16 protein-coding genes and 1 pseudogene are annotated in these 18,896 nt (G+C 66.0%); 9 read left to right on the top strand and 8 right to left on the bottom strand.

Translation table 11 applies throughout. From position 1 onward, the window contains the following. The first annotated feature begins 308 nt into the window (after nt 1-308). The gene (locus tag NA11_RS08405; RefSeq protein WP_069161189.1) at nt 309-1,901 is read left to right on the top strand and encodes an MFS transporter; all 1,593 of its coding nucleotides are present in this window, start codon (nt 309-311) and stop codon (nt 1,899-1,901) included. A gap of 14 nt (nt 1,902-1,915) precedes the next feature. Continuing rightward, a complete protein-coding gene (locus NA11_RS08400) occupies nt 1,916-2,446 on the top strand; it encodes a hypothetical protein (protein WP_069161188.1) in 531 nt (176 codons plus the stop codon). A 51-nt stretch (nt 2,447-2,497) separates the two neighbouring features. Here NA11_RS08400 and ligD read toward each other — a convergent pair whose 3' ends face one another. Then, complete coding sequence (ligD, locus tag NA11_RS08395) at nt 2,498-3,436, bottom strand: non-homologous end-joining DNA ligase (RefSeq protein WP_069161187.1); 939 nt, start codon at nt 3,434-3,436, stop codon at nt 2,498-2,500. Nucleotides 3,437-3,611: 175 nt separating this feature from the next. Between ligD and NA11_RS08390 the strand changes: the two genes are divergently transcribed. Both NA11_RS08390 and NA11_RS08385 read left to right on the top strand, forming a co-directional pair. Next, complete coding sequence (locus NA11_RS08390) at nt 3,612-4,133, top strand: hypothetical protein (protein ID WP_069161186.1); 522 nt, start codon at nt 3,612-3,614, stop codon at nt 4,131-4,133. Between the two features lie 170 nt (nt 4,134-4,303). Further along, nucleotides 4,304-5,122, top strand: a complete 819-nt coding sequence (locus NA11_RS08385) for an SDR family oxidoreductase (RefSeq protein WP_069161185.1) — start codon at nt 4,304-4,306, stop codon at nt 5,120-5,122. Nucleotides 5,123-5,202: 80 nt separating this feature from the next. Here the strand turns inward: NA11_RS08385 and NA11_RS08380 are convergent, their stop codons facing one another. Continuing rightward, complete coding sequence (locus NA11_RS08380) at nt 5,203-5,961, bottom strand: nucleotidyltransferase domain-containing protein (protein ID WP_069161184.1); 759 nt, start codon at nt 5,959-5,961, stop codon at nt 5,203-5,205. A 90-nt stretch (nt 5,962-6,051) separates the two neighbouring features. On the opposite strand from NA11_RS08380, the gene NA11_RS08375 reads away from it, so the two are divergent. Further along, the gene (locus tag NA11_RS08375; RefSeq protein WP_069161183.1) at nt 6,052-6,945 is read left to right on the top strand and encodes an ADP-ribosylglycohydrolase family protein; all 894 of its coding nucleotides are present in this window, start codon (nt 6,052-6,054) and stop codon (nt 6,943-6,945) included. 56 nt (nt 6,946-7,001) lie between these two features. Here NA11_RS08375 and NA11_RS08370 read toward each other — a convergent pair whose 3' ends face one another. Together NA11_RS08370 and NA11_RS08365 are read right to left on the bottom strand one after the other, a co-directional pair. After that, complete coding sequence (locus NA11_RS08370; protein WP_069161182.1) at nt 7,002-7,439, bottom strand: GNAT family N-acetyltransferase; 438 nt, start codon at nt 7,437-7,439, stop codon at nt 7,002-7,004. Nucleotides 7,440-7,459: 20 nt separating this feature from the next. Further along, the gene (locus NA11_RS08365; protein ID WP_218023263.1) at nt 7,460-8,719 is read right to left on the bottom strand and encodes an MFS transporter; all 1,260 of its coding nucleotides are present in this window, start codon (nt 8,717-8,719) and stop codon (nt 7,460-7,462) included. A gap of 304 nt (nt 8,720-9,023) precedes the next feature. Between NA11_RS08365 and helR the strand changes: the two genes are divergently transcribed. Then, a complete protein-coding gene (gene helR, locus NA11_RS08360; RefSeq protein ID WP_281196837.1) occupies nt 9,024-11,240 on the top strand; it encodes an RNA polymerase recycling motor ATPase HelR in 2,217 nt (738 codons plus the stop codon). Between the two features lie 261 nt (nt 11,241-11,501). Here the strand turns inward: helR and NA11_RS08355 are convergent, their stop codons facing one another. Next, a complete protein-coding gene (locus NA11_RS08355; RefSeq protein ID WP_069161230.1) occupies nt 11,502-12,710 on the bottom strand; it encodes a site-specific integrase in 1,209 nt (402 codons plus the stop codon). A 250-nt stretch (nt 12,711-12,960) separates the two neighbouring features. On the opposite strand from NA11_RS08355, the gene NA11_RS08350 reads away from it, so the two are divergent. Beyond that, nucleotides 12,961-14,403 carry an amidase gene (locus NA11_RS08350; RefSeq protein WP_069161181.1) on the top strand — a complete coding sequence of 481 codons (1,443 nt, stop codon included), beginning with the start codon at nt 12,961-12,963 and terminating at the stop codon, nt 14,401-14,403. 7 nt (nt 14,404-14,410) lie between these two features. Here NA11_RS08350 and NA11_RS08345 read toward each other — a convergent pair whose 3' ends face one another. Both NA11_RS08345 and NA11_RS08340 read right to left on the bottom strand, forming a co-directional pair. Then, nucleotides 14,411-14,854 (bottom strand): carboxymuconolactone decarboxylase family protein, encoded by a 444-nt coding sequence (locus NA11_RS08345; protein ID WP_167837596.1) that lies wholly within the window; start codon nt 14,852-14,854, stop codon nt 14,411-14,413. Nucleotides 14,855-15,119: 265 nt separating this feature from the next. Then, entirely contained in the window at nt 15,120-15,677 is a 558-nt protein-coding gene (locus NA11_RS08340) for a TetR/AcrR family transcriptional regulator (protein WP_069161180.1), read from the bottom strand. Between the two features lie 86 nt (nt 15,678-15,763). Here NA11_RS08340 and NA11_RS08335 point away from each other — a divergent pair, with 86 nt between their 5' ends. Next, the gene (locus NA11_RS08335) at nt 15,764-16,246 is read left to right on the top strand and encodes a DUF6463 family protein (protein WP_141717475.1); all 483 of its coding nucleotides are present in this window, start codon (nt 15,764-15,766) and stop codon (nt 16,244-16,246) included. A 20-nt stretch (nt 16,247-16,266) separates the two neighbouring features. On the opposite strand, the pseudogene NA11_RS08330 reads toward NA11_RS08335, so the two are convergent. Then, nucleotides 16,267-17,733, bottom strand: a pseudogene (locus tag NA11_RS08330) (carboxylesterase/lipase family protein). Nucleotides 17,734-18,032: 299 nt separating this feature from the next. Between NA11_RS08330 and NA11_RS08325 the strand changes: the two are divergent. After that, nucleotides 18,033-18,815, top strand: coding sequence for a VOC family protein (locus NA11_RS08325; RefSeq protein ID WP_069161178.1), 783 nt, complete (start codon nt 18,033-18,035; stop codon nt 18,813-18,815). The last annotated feature ends 81 nt before the right edge of the window (nt 18,816-18,896 follow it).

The following is an 18,896-nucleotide window of genomic DNA, read 5'->3' as shown; positions in this document are numbered from 1 at the left end:
GTGCCATGCCAACAAGACGACCAAAGGGCATGTGCTGCGGGTTGGGCCGAGCTGGGGCGGCAGGGGGCGGTGTGACTTCTCGCTGGCGGGCATGGAATCCGCTCGGCAAGTCTTCGGAAGGCATGAAATTCTGCAATTCGCAAATCCGCTGTAGGGCACGGAATTGTTTATCGTGCAAATCCCGTGTGGGCATATAAGCCGTTCGGTCGCAACAATTTTGGCAAGAATCTCTAAAATTGACACCGTGGTTTCGATTTGCTTATGGTCCAATCGTTCAGGTTTTCGCCGATCGATATCCGAAGGTGTTCATGACCACGCTTCCACCGCTGCCGAAGTTCAGGCAGCAGTTGATTCTTGCCGTTCTCATGTTGTGTTCCCTGCTGATTTGGCTGGACAATACCGTCCTGAGTACCGCACTGGAGACCCTTGCCGACCCGGTCCGCGGATTGGGGGCCAATCCTGGTCAGCTGCAATGGGCGACCGGTTCATACACTCTGGCCTTCGCCACATTGATGTTCACCGCAGGCGCAGTAGGCGATCGCTTCGGTCACCGGACGGTGTTCGCCAGCGGGTTGGTGATCTTCGCCGGGTCCTCGCTGTTGGCGGCCTACGCCAGCGATGCAGGCCAGCTGATTGCGGCTCGAGCTGCGATGGGAGTGGGCAGCGCGCTGATTACGCCCGCCATGCTGGCCATCCTGATGTGGACCTTTACCGGCCCTGCGCGGACTGCCGCGATCAGCATTTTCTCGACGTCGGCCGGTGTCGGAATGGCGGCAGGCCCGGTGCTGGCGGGGTTCCTGCTCGATCATTTCTGGTGGGGCTCAGTGTTTCTGATCAATGTCCCAGTCGCGGCATTGGCGTTGGTCGGGCTCGTCGTGCTGGTTCCGAATTTCCGCAGCGCCACGCGGCGGCCACTGGACTTCGCTGGAATGGTGTTGTCGATCGGTGGGCTCGTGGCATTGGCCTACGGACTGATCCAAGCGGGACAGGTGACCGAGTGGAGTCGCATCGATGTCTGGGCGCCGATCGTTGCCGGTCTGGTGCTGCTGGCCGTTTTCGTACTCGCCGAACTGCGGTCCGAGCAGCCCAGCTTTGATCCACGACTGCTCGCGCACCGCACCTTCGGTGGCGGCAATGTCGCGCTCGGATTGCTGCTCTTCGCTGTCGCCGCCATCACCTTCTACAACGCCTTCTATCTGCAAGGCGCGCTGGGATTTTCGCCGATGAAAGCGGGTTTGGCCAATATCCCGACCGCACTCGGCGCGCTCGCGGGGGCGCCCATCGGCTCGTATCTGGTTCGCCGGCTGTCGCTACGCCCTGTCGCGGTGCCCGCGCTGACCGTCGCTGCGCTGACCATGGGCGGGTACGGGTTCCTCGGACTGCACACTCCACTCGTCTGGATCGAGATCCTGTTGTTGATCCAAGGTCTCGCGATCGGCGTCGTGATCGGCCAGGTTACCGCCGCGTTGATCAGCAACCTGCCGTTGGAACAGGCCGGTGCAGGATCGGCCGTCACCAACACCGTGCGACAAACCGGCAGCGTCATCGGCATCGCGGTAGGCGGCACGATCATGTCCATCGCCTACCGACGTGCGATCGAACCTGCGCTGGAAGGTGTACCGGGTTCGGTGCAGGATCAGGCGCGAGTTTCCGCTGAACAGGCCCGCCACGTCGCCACCGCCATCAACCAGCCCAGTCTTGCTCAGGCAGCCGACAATGCGTTCATCCACGCGATGCACGTCGGCGCGGGCTGGATCACCGTCATCGCACTCCTCGGAGCAGCCGTGCTGCTGATTGCCTTGCCTGCTGTCGGAAAACAGAAGAGTCCGGCGGAGCTCGGCAACGACCCTCGCGGTGAGACAGACAAACAACCCGAATTCGAAAGCGCCGATGCGGGCTGACGAGACTTCAACGCATGGAACAATCCTCGGCCGTGGAACTGACACCGATCAGCGATCGTCTCCTGGGCACCACGGTGACCGGGCTCGGGCGACTCGCAGCCGTATCGGACGACGGACAGATCCCTTTGACCGGCACACTGGTTCTCGAATCCGAGCTCGGCTATGTGACGCTGTCCTACTCCCAGGACGGGCTTTCGATTCGCGGCCCGGAGCGGCTCAGCGACATTCGTTGGGACACAGAGCCTGAGCTGATGCCGAACAACCAGGGCCACGCCGAGGAATGGATCGAACTGATCCCCATCGAGCAGCAGATCGACACCCCCGAGTTCCCGTTGCATGTCGACGCAGTGCGCGCGTGGTTCGGCATCGGCGCCTACGTCGAAACGTTCGGAATCGTGCTCACGAGCGGAGACCGCACCCTGGTCCTCACGACAACGGATGCTTTCGACCTGAATGTCTCCAGTCTCCAGCAGACTCGGCAACGCGCCGAACTGGTCGCCACCCACATGAACCTGCGCTTGATCGAACAAGAGCAGCGGCTGTGACGACGATTGGGACATCGCGGAGGTCGACCGCCGGGGGCGTTGCCTCCGACGCTATTTCGGCAGCGTGACTTCGTGTGGGGACTTGTCGGGGCGCAGGCCGCGCCAGGACGGGTGGCGGAGTCCGTCGCCGGAGACTTCCCGGAATTCGATGTCGGCGACGAGTCGCGGCTCGACCCAGCGGGCCGCGGCGGTCACCGCGCGGGGCGGTGGGGTGTCGAAAGGGCTTTCGGGGCAGGCGAGTTCGTCGAGGTCGGCTTGCAGGGCGCGGCGGTCATGCATGGTCCAGCCGGTGCCGACGTTGCCGATGTGGACCAGGCGGCCGTTGTCGTAGGCGCCGAGGATCAGCGAGCCGAAGGTTTTCGCGTAGCGCCCGTTGCCGGGAAGCCAGCCTGCGACAACGGCTTCGGTGGTGCGACGCAGCGGCGTCTTGATCCAGGCGGGGGAGCGGCGACCGGGTTGGTAGGTGGAGTCGCGACGTTTCGCGACGATTCCTTCCAGCCCGTTTTCCGCGGCGATCTCGAGCATGGTGGTCGCGGGCACACCGGAGTAGTAGGGCGGGGTGCGGATGAGGGGAGTGTCGATGGCCCATTCCTCGAGCCGGGCGCGGCGTTCGGTGTAGGCGAGGTCCATGATGGATTCACCGTCAACCGCCAGCAAATCGAAGACGAGGTATTGGACCGGCACTGCGTGCAATAAATCATCGGTGGGTTTCACGACGTGCATCCTGCGTTGCAGTCGATGAAAGGACGGGATGCCCGTCCCCGGTTCCGGCGCGACGATCTCGCCGTCGACCAGGATGCTGCCGCCGGGCGCGAGGTCCGCGAATGCGCTGACCAGTTCGGGGAACGAGCCGCCGATATCACGATTGTTCCGACTGTAGAAGCGGCATTTCCCGCCGTCGCGCCGACAGATCGCGCGAATACCGTCCCATTTCATCTCCACTGCCCACAGCCCAGCATCCACCGGTGGCTGTCCGGAGACAGCCAGCATCGGTGCCGGCGTTGGCAACACATGGTCAGCATATATTCAGCTAATGCATAATTGCGCGCAGTGGTAGTCGCTTCGTGATGTGGCGGCACCCGACCTTCCGGGGCTACCCCCCTGCTGCCCGGCACTGCTGGAATGGAGGTGCCGAACAAGCCCTTCGCCTGAACCGGGACTGCCCATGAGCTTCGAGCCGCGACACCTGACCGCCCTGCCGCCGCTGACAGTCGACGGGCATGGTGTGAAGCGATACGAGATCAGCGTCGCGCCGACGGGTGTGCCTGCACTCATCGCGGACAGCGCATACACGCTGCTTCCGGAACTACTGCCCGCGCCAGGGCCTTACCCGTCGGCGACATTCACTGTCCTGCACCGCAGTCTGATCGCCAGTTATCTGCTCGCATACACCTGGACCCACAGCGACATCCTGATCCTGCGCAAAGCCGTCGCGGGTGCGCCCGACCTCGGCGCGCCCGACGACGACCCGGCACACTTCGCCACGACCACCGCCGACTGGATCGGCTGTGTGTGGGAACTCGGGCCGCTGGAACATGAACGCTCGTCATGGGTTCGCCACGTCCTGAGTCCGGCCGAGCCCGACCTCGGCGCCTACCTGGCCGACTTCATGACCGCGGAATTTGCTGGTGCGCCAACCACCCTGCCAGCTCATATTGAGGAGACCAGCTCGACCCGCTCGTCCTGAGTGAACCACCTCGACCCGCTCGTCCTGAGTGAACCACCTCGACCCGCCTCGTCCTGAGTGAACCACGTCGACCCGCCTCGTCCTGAGCGGACCACGTCGACCCGCCTCGTCCTGAGTCGGCCGCCACGAACACTTGCTTCGAGTGCACTCCAGGTGGCTACCGTGGCGGGATGAGCAAAATCTGGTTCATCACGGGAGTATCGCGCGGCTTCGGGCGTGAATGGGCCCTTGCCGCACTGGAACGCGGCGACAGTGTCGCAGGCACCGCGCGCGACACGAGCACCCTCGACGACCTGGTCACCAAGTACCCCGACACGTTCCTGCCGCTGCAGTTGGACGTCACCGACCGAGCAGGGGACTTCGCGGCCGTCCAACAGGCCGCCGAACGGTTCGGCCGACTCGACGTCGTCGTCAACAACGCAGGCTACGGCCAATTCGGCATGATCGAGGAACTGTCGGAGGACGAACTCCGCGCCCAATTCGAGACCAACGTCTTCGGCGCTCTGTGGATCACCCAGGCCGCAGTGCCGATCCTGCGCGCCCAGGGCAGCGGCCACATCCTGCAGGTGTCGAGCATCGGCGGCATCGCCGCCTTCATCAACCTGGGCGCCTACCACGCGTCGAAGTGGGCGTTGGAAGGGTTCTCCCAGGCGCTGGCTCAAGAGGTGGCGGAGTTCGGCGTCCACGTAACCCTCATCGAGCCAGGCGGATTCGGCACCGACTGGGCTGGTCCCTCCTCCAAACATGCCACTCCGATCCCCGCCTACGACGCTGCCCGGGAGCGGCGGGCTGCCCAGCGCGGCGCCATGCGCAGCGGCGACCCAGCCGCCACTGCCACCGCAATCCTCACCGTCGTGGACGCGGAAGAACCCCCGTTGCGCATGTTCCTGGGCGAAATCCCCCTCACCATCGCCACCGCCGAATACGAGTCTCGTCTCGCCCTCTGGCGCGAATGGCAGCCGGTCGCAGCCGCTGCTCAGGGCAACTGACCGCATCCCTTGCGTTCGAGCATGTCCCGTTCATGGGTGCACGGGACATGCTCGTGCCCAACCACTTTCCACAGGCCGGATCAGTCCGTGGTCAATGCCAATAGGTACTGGATGCGCTCGGCCACAAGGCGACGGACCACAACGGCCCGGCGTATCCGTCCGATGAACGAGATGGTCGTGGGTTGTCGATCTCGTCGACGCCGGACCTGATCGATCAGGGCGGCGGGGGCCGCGAAGCGCTCGAACCGTTGCAGGGCTTCGGATTTGGTCGGCAGCCTGTCCTCGATCAAGGTGACCTCGGCCCGGGCCACGGTGAACAGGCTCAGATCGATGTAGGAGTCCTGGAACCAGATCGAGGGTCGACGAAGCGCAGGGATCCAGTAATTGCGCAGGTCCCTGCGGACCGCCTCGCGCAGCTCAGCGGAGGAAACCGGCGGGATAGTCGCGCTGATCGGCGGACCGAACACGGCAAATCCATGGCGCAGCAACTCGGCTCGGGCAATGCCGCTGAACGATCGCTGAAACAGCATCTTCGCCGCCCAAGTGACGTGTGCCGCCGTGACATCCGCGAGCTCGCCGACCGGCACATACACACAGTGCAACTTGTCTGCCGCACGGTATTCGGCGATCAGGGTGCGATGCAGCTCTCGGAGCTGTTGGCGCTGTTGGTCATTCAGCGGCCCGTCGACAAGCGCCACCAAGTCGAGATCGCTGACCCCAGCCCGATAGTCCTTGGTCGCCAGCGACCCACCGACATACAGTGCGACCACACCAGCGATCGGCCGGACCGCCGACCCGAACGCGGCAAGAACCTCAGCAACCTCGGGCGGCACATCCATCCCGCCATCACATCACGGACCGAGGTATTAGTGCCGCGCGCTTGGGGCCTTGCGGGGGCAGGTTGCGGTTGTGGCACTATTGCGCCCCGTATGTCTCTAGTTTCTGATTTTGCCCGCGACAGCCTCGCGGGTTTGTCTGTTGGTGATGCGCTCGGCGCGCAATTCTTCGTGCCCGGCCGCTCCGTGGCTGATCTTCTGGCGGGCCGAACGCCGGCCGCCCCTTGGGAGTGGACCGACGATACCGAGATGGCCTGTTCGGTCTACTCGGAGATCTGCCATCGCGGCTGTGTCGATCGCGACGCGCTCGCGGCCGCATTCGCCGAGCGTTGTGAGCCCTATCGCGGATACGGTGGCGGCACAGTTGTTGTGCTGCACGAGATTCGAGATGGTCGGCACTGGGCCGAAGCGGCGGGCGACGCGTTCGACGGTCGCGGGTCGTGGGGGAACGGGGGCGCGATGCGCGTGGCCCCGCTCGGGGCGTACTTCGCTGGCGACCCCGATCGTGCTGCCGCACAGGCAGCGCTGTCGGCGGAGGTCACCCACCGGCATCCGGAAGCGATAGTCGGTGCCATGGTCGTGGCCGTCGCAGCAAGTCATGCCGCATCGACCCGCGAAAACGGGTGCACACCAACAGAATTACTGGACGCGGTCGAGCCATATCTGATCGATGGCCGGACCGCGGCAGGTGTTCGCCGCGCCAGGAACCTGCTGGGCCGCTCGGTAGTCGAAGCCGCCTACGAACTCGGCAACGGTGCGGAAGTCAGCGCGCAGGACACGGTCCCGTTCACCCTGTGGGCGGCCGCCACCTTTCTCGACGACTATCCTGCCGCCGTCACCGCCTGCGTCGAAGCGGGCGGGGATGCGGACACAACAGCCGCTATCGTCGGCGGAATTGTGGCCGCGCACACGGGAATCGGAGGTCGCGGCGTACCGGAGGCGTGGTTGCAGGCCCGGGAGCCACTACCAGTCTGGGCGACCGGGTGACGGTCAATACGGACTACCTCGTGGTCCGAACGGCCCTCTTGTGTGCAGTCTGCGGATCAGCTCGTCGGTGAGAACCGGTAGACCTGCGAGTCCCGTGGCTGGAACTCGAGCCGCTCGTAGAGTCGATTGGCGGCGGTCCGCGAGGCGCGCGAAGTCAGATCGAGAGTCCGTGCGCCCGCGGCGGTTGCGCGGGACTTCGCCTCTTCGATGAGCGCTGCACCGATGCCTTGACCGCGAGCGCTGTCGTCGACGACGACGTCTTCCACGCGGGCGCGAAGTCCCGAGGGAATCGGGAACATCACCAAGCTCAGTGTGCCGACCAGCTTTCCGGCACTGTGGGCGACGAGCACCGTCGTCGATTCCGCAGCTACCAACTGCGCCAACGCCGCACGGTCGAGCCGTTTCGCCGACTGCGACAACTGCGGCAGCAGCCGCTCGAAAGCTTCAACGGTCTCGTCGTCGACGACGCTCAGCACTTCCACGGTGACAGCCACGCAGGCACTCTACCGCCCACCTAAACCCCATCAGCGTGGGCAATAGGCAAGCGGGCGTGGCGAAATGGGGACGCGGTCAACGCGGCCACGGACAGTGTGAGGCCTGCGACGGCTATCCACATCGCGGTCTGGACACTGAAAGTCGTGGCGAGCAGGCCACCGAGTGGCGCGCCGAGGACGATGGCGCCGCGATTGAGCGAGCGCGTGATGGCGCTTCTCCTGCCGAGCAGGTGATCGGGGGTAACGGACTGGCAGTACCCCATTTCGAGGGGACTGGTGCTGCCGACGGACAACCAGAACAGGAACTGCCCGGCACAGAGGATGACGAACGCGGAGGCGCCGTTGTGCGCCAACGGGATCAGCGCGTATCCGGCGGGCGACAACCAGTGGGTGGCAATGACGGCTGGACCGACCTCGAATCGAGTACCGATTTTCGTGGCGAGCGCGGAACCGATGACCGCGCCGAGACCACCGATGGTGAGCGTCATGCCGTGTGCCGCGGCATCGAAGCCGAGGTCTTTCACGACGTAGTAGGCGTAGAGGGCCGACACCATCGAGGTGAAGAAGAACCATGCGTGACTCGAGGGGGCGAGCGGGCCGAGCGCGCTGTGTCCGTACACCCAGCGCAGGCCCTCGCCGATCTCGGCACGCACATTGCGCACCTCGCGGGTCGGTTTGTGTTCCACCACACGAAGGTTCGCGAGGACTACGCCCGAGATGAGGTACGACACCGCGTCGACAAGGATCGCCGTCGGCGGGCCGACAAACTTGATCAACCAGCCCGCGATGCCTTGACCCGCGACTTGCGCTACCGCCGAGGACTGTTCGAGCCGAATATTGGCCTGGGTGAGGAGCCGGGCAGGCACCAGGCTCGGGAGAAACGATTGGTGGGCAGCGTCGTAGAGCAGGGATACCGCGCCGAATACCAGCACCAGCCCGATGAGCAGCGGCATGGTCAACGCGTGCAGGAGTGCGGCCAACGGGATCAGCGCGAGTACTGCGGCGCGAATGAGGTCGGCCCCCACCAGGATCGGCTTGCGCCGTTGTCGATCGATGAGCACGCCGGCGAGCAAGCCGAGCAGCAGGTACGGCAACCACTGTGCCGCACGCAGGATCCCGAGTTCGAGCGGCGCGGCATCGAGGGTCTCGACCGCGAGCAACTGCAGCGCTTGCGCGGTGATGTAGGTGCCGAACATGGACACGCTGTCCGCCGCCCAGAATCCGACGAAGGCGCGCGACCGCAGCAAGGGATAGCGATCCGCACTGTCCTTGATCGACACCCCGCCCCCTCCGCTGGAGCTTCAGCGTATCCAGCTTTGCTGCCGCACAGCGTCACTCGAAAGGCGGACCGGACGTCCTGACGACGGCAGATAGCCGGTCACGAGACTAGGGGCGGTCGGCGTCAGATTTCGCCGGAATCCGGAGGTGGGAGGAGAACTCACTCCCTTCCATATTCACTGTATATCGCACAGGGGGGCTTGCGGCAAGGCCGGGGTGATAGCGCACAATCGCTGGCCGAGGCCAGAAGCTGCGGAAATGGGAGTCGCGACGAGCGGCGGCGGAGGGATGTGAAGGAGTGTGGCTATGACCGAGGTGACGGTGCAAGGGTACGAAGCGGAATTGGAGTCCGAGCGCGACTACGTCGCGGGGCTCTATGCCCGGCTCGATGCCGAGCGCACGCGGATGAAGGGCAAGTACAGCGCGGCGCTGCGCGACAAGGGCGGATCGGCCATGGAGCGCGATTTCGAGGTGCGTGCGCTGGCCAAGGAGGTGAAGCGGCTGGACGTCGCCGACGAAGGCCTGTGTTTCGGCCGGTTGGACAGCCTCTCGGGTGAGCATTCTTACATCGGCCGGATCGGCCTGTTCGACGAGGCGAACGAGTTCGAACCGTTGCTGCTCGACTGGCGCGCGCCCGCCTCGCGCGCGTTCTACGTCGCGACCGCGGCGAACCCGGAGAACATGCGCAGGCGCCGCCAGTTCCACACCCGTGGGCGTCGCGTGGTCGACTTCACCGACGAGGTACTCGGCCGTCCCGGCGACGCCGAGCGGGGCGATGCGGCTCTGCTCGCGGCGGTCAATGCGCCGCGCGGCGAGGGCATGCGCGACATCGTGGCGACGATTCAGGCCGAACAGGACGAGATCATCCGACTCGAGCACTCCGGTGTGCTGGTGATCGAGGGCGGTCCCGGCACCGGGAAGACCGTGGTGGCGCTGCATCGCGTCGCCTACCTGCTCTACACCCAGCGGGAGCGGATGGAACGGCACGGCGTGCTCGTGGTCGGCCCCAACCCGGCGTTCTTGAACCACATCAGCCACGTGCTGCCGTCGCTGGGCGAGTCCAACGTGGTCTTCGTGACCACTGGGGACCTCGTGCCCGGTCTGCGGACCACGGCCGAGGACACCCCCGAAGCGGCGCGGCTCAAGGGTTCGCTGAAGATCCTGGACGTGCTCGCAGGCGCGATAGCTGATCGGCAGCGCTTGCCGGAGGAACCACTGTCGATCAAGTTGACCGACGTGACAGTCCGCATCGACGCCGCGACCGCCGAATGGGCGAGGGAGGAGGCGCGGGCGAGCGGGCAGTCGCACAACGCGGCCCGCACGGTGTTCACCGAGATCATCACTTACGTGCTCACCGAACGCGCGATCGCCAGGATCGGCGACGGCTGGCTGACCCGCGCGGACAAGGAAGCATGGGAGCAGCTGCGCGCGGACCTGCTCGAGGAGCTCGCAGGCAACGACGAGTTCACCGCCGCGCTCGACGCGTTGTGGCCGATCCTGACACCGGAAACCTTACTGGCAGAGCTGTATACGTCACCGGAGAGGTTGCGTGCGGCCGGTGCCGACCCGGCGCTGTTGCGCGCCGAGGGCGACGCATGGACGGTGTCGGATGTCCCGCTGCTCGATGAGCTCGTCGACCTGCTCGGTCGGGACAAGGCCGCCGACCGCGCCGCCGAACAAGCCGCCGAGCGGGAACGGAAGGAGGAAGCCGAGTACGCCGCGGGCGTGATGGACCTCCTCGTCGACCGTGCGGACATGATGGACGACGAAGACCACCTGTTCGCCCAGGACATGCTCTACGCCGAGGACCTCGCCGACCGTTTCGTCGAGCGCGACACCAGGGAAGTCGCCGAACGCGCTGCCGCGGACCGGGATTGGACTTACCGGCACGTCGTGGTCGACGAGGCGCAGGAGCTGTCCGAAATGGACTGGCGGGTGTTGATGCGACGCTGCCCGAGCCGATCGTTCACGGTGGTAGGCGATCTCGCGCAACGCCGTTCGGCGGCGGGTGCGACCTCGTGGGACACGATGTTCGAGCCGTACGTGCCCGGCCGGTGGGTCTACCGATCGCTGACGGTGAACTACCGCACCCCCGCCGAGATCATGGCCGTCGCCGCCGCGGTGCTCGCCGAGTTCGCACCCGAGGTGCAAGCGCCGGAGTCGGTCCGCGCGTGCGGTGTCCAACCGTGGTCGAGGAAGGTCGACGCGGGCGAATTATCCACCGCCATCGAGGAATTCGTCCGCGACGAAGCCGAGCGCGAAGGCACGAGCATCGTGATCGGACCACCGGACGTGCCAGGCGCGGTGGCAGCCTCGGAGACGAAAGGACTGGAGTTCGACGCCGTACTGGTGGTGGATCCGGAGCGGATCCTCGCCGAAGGTCCGCGCGGCGCCGCCGAACTCTACGTTGCGCTCACCCGCGCCACGCAGCGCCTCGGCGTCCTGCACCAGGGTCCGCTACCGCAGGCCTTGACCGGACTCGTGGAAATCGGGGCGCCCGCCCACGTGGGTAACCCGCAGTAGGCGTGCAGAATTCGGCGCACGCCCGACATGCTCGCTGGCCCTACAGGTGGGACGGAAAGGCCGTCGACCATCAGATCGACGGCATCGCGCTGGTCGGCTTCCTGACGGAGGCCAGCCGTGCTCGCAGGCGTCACGGAAGGTCGCCAGCCGCCAGGTCGACGGTGGCGTGTGGGACGCCACACCATTCGGGCGTGCCTTGGAGAGCAGCGTGGTGACGCACAGCCACCAGCGACGGGTCGGTGCCGCTGGCGCCTGCGACAGTCAGAGGCCGAGTTTGGTTACGGCGTTGTCTTCCAGTGGGTTTGCGGTGCGGATGTAGCCGTGCACGGTGCGCGGGTTGGACCAGCGTCCCTGACGCATGATTTCGCGGTCGCTGGCGCCACCCAACGCGGCTTGGGTGGCGAAGCCTGCACGTAAGGAGTGGCCGGAGAAGAGATCTGGGTCGAGGCCTGCGCGGGCGGCGTAGCGTTTGACGAGTTCGGCGACGGCGCGGCCGGACATCGGGGTGGCGGCGACCGTGCCGTGACGATTGATGGTGGGGCACAGAGGCAGATCGGGTTGCGCCGACAGCGTGGTCCCGGTGAAGCCGTGGCATCGGTGAATGTCGGGGTCCCCGGTCGGCAATTCAGCCAGATGGGCGCGCAGACCCGATGTGCCGTCGGCGGTGTGTATTTCGAGGAGGCGAACCCAGTCGGCGAACGCGCAGACGGGGCACGTCCGTGGCCGCTGGCCGCGAGGCAGTGCGACGCGTTGTTCGGCGACACCGGTGGGGTCGGTCTTCGTCGACGGCAACCGCACCAGCAGCACGGGTTCGCCGGTGGCATGGTCGAGCTGAACCTCCACATCGGCGATGCGAAGCCCGGCGAGTTCGCTGCGGCGCAGCGCCCCGGCGAACCCGATCAGCAGTACGAGCCGGTCGCGGCGACGGGCGGGTTCGGTGGGCCAGCCGGGTTCGGGGAGGCCGGCAAGGAGTTGGTCGAGGGTGTGCAGCAGCACGGGGCGTTTGCGTTTCGGTTGGCTGCGCCGAGTGCGGCGAATGCCGCGCAGGGTCAGGCGGACGACGTCGGAGCGGGTGGGGGAGGGCAGTCCGTTGGCGGCGTGCACTGCGGCGATGGCGGCGGATTTGCGTTCCAATGTTGCTGCGCTGAACGCCCATTCGCCGGAGTCGCGACGGGCATCGGCCGCGGCGGCCAGGTATACGGCGACGTCGAGCGGGTCGGCGGGCATCGCCTGCCTGCTCTCGGCAAGACACCAGGCCGACCAGGCGATCCAGTCGGTGCGGTACGCGCGCAGCGTATTCGCCGACTGCGAGGCCTCGAGATAGCGGCGCAGCGACCCGGCCTGATTGTCGTCGAACCGCTCACGGACCAGACGCAGCGCCGCCGCATCCACCAGCACGCTGCGCACACCCCTGCGCAGTTCGGTCCGCACCGACTCCGGCACCGCGACGACCGCGTTCAACTCCTCCACCACTGCGCTCCCTGCCCTAGCCCGACCTCCCCATTCTGCTGTCGCAGCAGGCAATTTCGCGGGACCGGACCGTCCCGCGCGCGTCGAACGACACGCAGCCGCCATCACAGCACGCCCGCCGATCACGACACGCCGCCGGAACCACCTGGACCCATGATCAGTGGGAACTGGTGGCGGAGGCTACTCGCGAAATGCCGCCACCAGTTCCCACTCGGCACGAGGCAGACCCGGTTTGCGGCAGACTGTGACCATGTCTGAGGGGGTCGTGCCGACGCAGGCATCGGCGACGGTGCTGGCGAAAGCGATTCGAGGGCGGCGAGTCAGTGCGCGCGAGGTGGTCGAAGCACATATCGAAGTACTCGAACGCACGCAGCCGCGCACGAATGCCCCTGCGGTGCCCCGTTTCGAGGCCGCACGCGCCGAAGCCGATATCGCGGATGTTCGGATCGCACACGCTGCTCCGGACGAGCAGCTGCCACTCCTGCTCGGCGTCCCGTGCACGGTGAAGGAGATGATCGGCATCGAGGGCATGCCGCACACGGCAGGCCTGGTCGCCCGGCTGGATCGTCGAGCCACCGGAACCGCCCCGGCCGCGCAACGTCTCATCGATGCCGGGGCGATCGTGCTCGGCCTCACCAACATGTCCGAGGTCGGCATCTGGATCGAAACCAACAACCGCGTCTATGGGCTCACCCGCAACGCCCACGACCCGCACCGCACCGCGGGTGGTTCTTCCGGCGGTGCGGCGGTGGCTGTCGCGGTGGGCGGGTCCCCGCTCGGATTGGGTTCGGACATGGGCGGTTCCATCCGTATCCCGGCGTTCTTCAACGGTGTCTTCGGGCACAAACCAACGGCAGGGCTGGTGCCGAACTCCGGGATGTTCCCCGACACGGTCGGAGACATCGGCCGACTCTTGAGCATCGGTCCACTGACTCGGCATGCGGAAGACTTGATGCCGGTGCTACGCACCGTGGCCGGTCCTGACGGGCACGATCCGTTCGTCCGACGGGTGACGTTCGGTGATCCGGCAGCCGTCGGCCTGGCAGGTCTGCCCGTCGTGCTCGGTACGGACACTTCCTTTGTCCCGGTCAGACGCGAGATCCGGGAGGCACGCGAGCGTGCCGCCGACGCACTCGCCGAGCAGGGCGCGGCGATCCATCGCGTGCCGTTGCGGTCGATGCGGCGGGCAACCGAACTGTTCTTGATCGCCGCGGCCGAATACGGCGGCAGACTCGACCACATCGTCCTCGCCGCGGGGGCACCGCCGGTCACGCCATGGAACCTGGTGCGCCGCAAGGGCGGACACAATCTGATGACCGCGCTGACGCTGGTTGCCGAACGTCTACCTCGCTCGGCAAACCAGTCTCGCCGCACGCTGGCCGCTGCCCGCGCGTTGTCCGAGGAAGTCGAGTCGACCCTCGGTGCGGGTGTGCTGCTGCATCCGCCGTTCGCGCGGGCGGCACCGCGCCATTACCGGACCATCGCTCGTCCGTGGCTGCAAACCGCGGCATCGGTTTTCAACGTGCTGGGTCTACCGGTTACGCAAGTTCCGCTCGGCCGCAACAGGTTCGGGCTCCCGCTCGGTGTTCAGGTCGCGGCGGGACCGAATCGCGACCATGTCACCATCGCGGTCGCGCATGCGCTCGAGCGCGCGTTCGGCGGCTGGTGCCCGCCTGATGACGGTCCTGGATAAAGTGCGCTCAGTCCCATGTTGTGCCCGCGGGCTCCTCGATCACCCGGTTGACGACATTGAACATGGCGCTGCCGCCGAGCCAGAGAACTAGTGCGGCACACTGCTTCTCGTTGAAGTGTCGGGCCAGGTCCTCCCACTGTTCGTCCGACAGTCCGCCGTCGGTTGCCGGGCGGGTGGCGGCGTCGGCGAGGGCCAGGGCCGCACGTTCGGCGTCATCGAAGAACGGCGAATGCCGCCAGGTGGCGACCGTGGCGATCTGATCCTCGCTTGCCCCTGCGGTGCGCGCCATCGCGACCTCGGCGTACAAACACGCGGCGCCGCCGTTGATCTGACTTGCCCGCATCGCGGCGAGGGCAAGGGTTGTCTTGGCAATGCCCGCGTCGTACACAACCCGCTGCAGGACTGCAGGTATCTCCGTAGCCTCGGCCAGCAGGTAGAAGGGGTTCGTCATTCGTGATTGCATCGCTGCCCTCTCGTCCGTGAACCTGTCGGGGTTCACCACAACGACGACGTAGGCCGCGCAAAGGTAACAACCTGGCTGTCCGCGGTCGCGGAAGGCGCCGATGCGCTCGTAGCCGTCCGAACTTGTGCGGTCGGCGGCGGGTTCCGGGATTACCGCGGAAGAGATTTCTGGGATGCGGTTTCGTGCGGATCGGGGTCGGCGAGCCCGCCGCCCGTCCGCTCCGATGACTTCGTGAGGGCCAAACAGTAGTCGGCTAGGTTTCCGGTGCCGAGAACAGCAGTCGCGCAGCACAGTCGAGCACTTCTGTGCGGGTTTGCCCGGGATGATCTACCGCGATCAGGTCACCGGCGATGGCGGCGGCGAACGCGAGCAGGCAGCGGGCCTCGAGGTCGGCCTTGTTCGCGTAGCGCGACCCGAAGCTGGTGCGGAGCAAGTCCATTCGCTGGTTGTCGACGTGTCGGAGTCGTTCGGCGACCTCGCGGTCTCGGCGTGCCCAGCTTCGGATGGCCAGGTCTATCGGGAGGAGGTCGGCGGCGAAGGTGAGGTTCGCCGCCAGCGTTGCCTTGGTGAGGGTGTCGCCGCCTTCACGTGCGACTTGGTCGAGGACATCGTCGACACTGCGCTTCTCCCAAGCGTTCAGCATCTCGGTGAGCAAGGCGTTGCGATCGGCGAAGTAACCGTAGAACCCGCCCTTGCTCACCCGAAGGTCGCGCGCCAGTGACTCGATCCGCACCGCGTCCGGCCCGCTCTCGGCCAGCACGCGCAGGCCCGCGTCGATCCACGCCTGGCGAGGTGTGCGCGCCGTTGCCATCCTTGACCTCCGTCACATCATCTATACGGGACCGTATACCGGCCGATAACCTCCATCTATACGATGCCGTATAGATGGAGGACCCGATGACACTATCAAGCAGGACACGCATTTCCCGTGCAGGCGGAGCCCGCGAGAACGGCAAACGGGCGTACCTGACTCAGGCGGCCGGCTGGATCACCCTGGCGTTCGGTGCGGTGCACATAGTGGTCGCTCCGCTCGAAACTCGCGAGGTGTGGTCCCGGGCGTTCGCCGACGGATGGTGGAACACCTTCACACTGGACAAGGCGACCACCTTCCCCGAAGCCGAACAGGCACACGCCTTCTGGGTAAGCCTCGGCAGCTTCGGCGTGCCGATGGTGGCGCTCGGCAGTTACCTCGTGTGGGCGACACGACACGATCAGCGGGTACCCGGCTGGCTCGGCTGGCTCCTCCTCACATGGGCCGCGATCCTCGTGACCGCAATGCCCGGCGCACCCGGTTGGGCGATTCTTCTCATCGGTGCGCTGATCGTGTTCGGCGACAAGCGTATTCGGCATGGAGTGAGACCAGCAGCGAACGCAGTCTGACTGCGGGGCACGCCGTTTCGTCAGGTGGTTCGCCGCAGGTCCATGGTGTCGAACTGGTGCTGATGCCACAGGCCACGCGAGCGTTCCTCGGGGTAGGGCTGGGTGATCGGGTCGGCGGCGTAGACGCGGGTGGGTCGGGTGTCTAGGTCATAGGGCGTCCAGCCGGGGTCGCCGGTCGTCGCGAAATCGACCCACTCAGTGCGCATTTGGCGCGAGAGGCCGAGGTATTCGTCGGTGGCGTCGGGGTGCCTGGACGGATGGTTGCGTATGTCGTCGAGGCTGAGGGTGCCGAACACGAGCAGGAAGTCGAGGCAGTGCGAGGCGCCCTCGTCCCGGTTGAAACTCCAGCAGAGTTCGTAGTTCCAGACCCGCCCGCCCCCTGCGTGTTCGGCGTCCGCGAGATGCAGGCTCGGCATACGAAACAACCAGTCGGCGTTGACGAGTTCGTACAGCTGCGCGGATGTGTATTCGGGGTAGGCGACGCGGTAATTCGAAGCGGGCGCAAGACGTTCGAGCGTCGCGTCCACATCCTGATCGGTGATCTCGTCGTTGCGCCGGGTATTCATCAGGCGGTATTCGTCGCGAGTGTGTCCGACGAGCAGGTCGATTCCCCGCGCGGCGCCGTCGGCCAGTGCGCGCCACGGGGCTTGCGGGAGCACGTCACCGTCGACGACGGGCGAAAACGGGGTCGGCGTCAACGCCATCGGTCCCCATGATTCGACGAACTCCGGCATCTGCTGGATGATCGAGCCCGTCGCCTTCACCAGTGCGTGCGGCGAGAATCCCGCCAACTCGGCTGCATTAGCGCGCACACCGAGTTCCGCGGCGATCGTTGTCGAGACTGCCTCGGCGAGCCCGGTGGAGAAGAACGTGCTGGGAACGCTCTGCGCTATCGCACGACGAAACAATCCGGCAGACGTCGGCATACTGAGAAGCGCCGCAACGGAACCCGCGCCCGCGGACTGACCACACACGGTGACATTGCTCGGGTCGCCACCGAATACGGCAATGTTGTCCTGCACCCACCGCAACGCGGCGGACTGGTCGAGAAGACCGCGATTGGCAGGGGCGCCGGCAATATGGGCCCACCCTTCGAATCCGGTGCGATAGTTCACGCTGACCAGCACGACACCCGACCCGGCGAGGATCGCACCGTCATAGTGCGGATTCCGGGTGCTGCCCCTGAGATACGCGCCCCCGTGAATCTACACCAGCACAGGCAACCCCGCGGACCCGAGGTCAGGTGACCAGACGTTGAGCGTCAAGCAGTCATCGCCCACCGGCATGGTGCCTGATTGAGGAACGGCCGGACCGAATTCCAGCGCCGCACGGACCCCGTCCCACGGCCGCACCGTGACAGGCGCCGCGAACCGCCGCTCACCGAACGGCGGCTGGGCGTACGGAACACCGCGGAAGATCGCGACGCCGTTCTCCCACCTGCCGCGTACAACACCGGCGGCAGTGCGGATTTCAGGTTCGACAGGCACTGGGCAGTACTCACTTTCTGCAGATCAGCAACTCCACGCGCATCCGGACCGAGCCGACTGCGGCACCCTCCTGTGCACAGAGCAATTCACGCAGCACTACGTGCGCCAACGCTAGTCGATGAACAGCACGACATATCGACGTTGGTTGCCGTACAACACAACTGCTCCTCGGTTGTCGAGGACGCCCGGAGTGAACCGGGTGCGGGTGCGAACCTCTCCCGGGAACCCCGCCCCTCGACGACGCAGCCCAAATCAGACCGCTCATCGCGGAGATCCCAGTCGAACAATAGGATCTGCGGATGGCGATGCAGCTTGTTCAGGTCAACATGAAGGCGCTGGATGAAGTCGCGCTCGGTCGGTTCTGGGCGGCGGCGCTCGGCTGGCGTTCCTCCAGCGAGGGACCGGGCGTGATCAACCTCGAACCCGAGGGCTTCACCTGGCCCGACCCCGCGGCCGTCTGCGTCGACATCGTCGTCTCCCCGGAGCCCAAGACTGCGCGGAACCGAGTGCGCCTGGAGCTGTCCACCACATCCGTGGCGCATCACGCGGAGTTGGTGGCACGCCTGGAAGGTCTCGGTGCGACGCCCGTCGATATCGGCCAAACTGCCGATCGCGACGGTGAAGCCGAGCAACCCGGGAACGGCGCGCGCGACGTGCCGTCGCGAATGCTGGCCGACCCCGAGGGCAACGAGTTCTCCGTGCAGCAGCCGCTGGAGATCTACCGAGACATCGGCCCGATCGGTGCAGTGGTGGTCGACTGCGCCGACCCGCAAACGATGGCGCGATTCTGGAGCGCGGCAGTGGACTGGACCGTGCACGAAGCGACCGACGATCACGCGCTGCTGCGTTCCGCCAAGGACGTTGGGCCGTATCTGAGGTTCGTCCGCACACTCGAACCCAAAGTGGTGTGGAACCGCGTCCACCTCGACGTCGCCCCGTTCCGCGGCAATGATCGCGCACCAGGAATGGACCGATTGCGAACCCTCGGCGCCACCGACATCGACCTCGGCGACACCGAGGTGGCATGGTCGGTGATGGCCGACCCGGAAGGCAACGAATTCTGCGTACTCGGCAGGAGTTGAGGCAACGAACTATCTACGGCTGCGGTGGTCCGTGAATGTGGACGACACCGGACGTGTCGAAGGCGACGCTGTATGGGTTGT

Origin of the sequence: Nocardia altamirensis NBRC 108246 (assembly GCF_001612685.1) — a bacterium.
Taxonomy (GTDB): Bacteria; Actinomycetota; Actinomycetes; order Mycobacteriales; family Mycobacteriaceae; genus Nocardia; species Nocardia altamirensis.
Note: the sequence above shows the minus strand (reverse complement) of the source record. Positions and strands in the feature narration are given on the sequence as shown.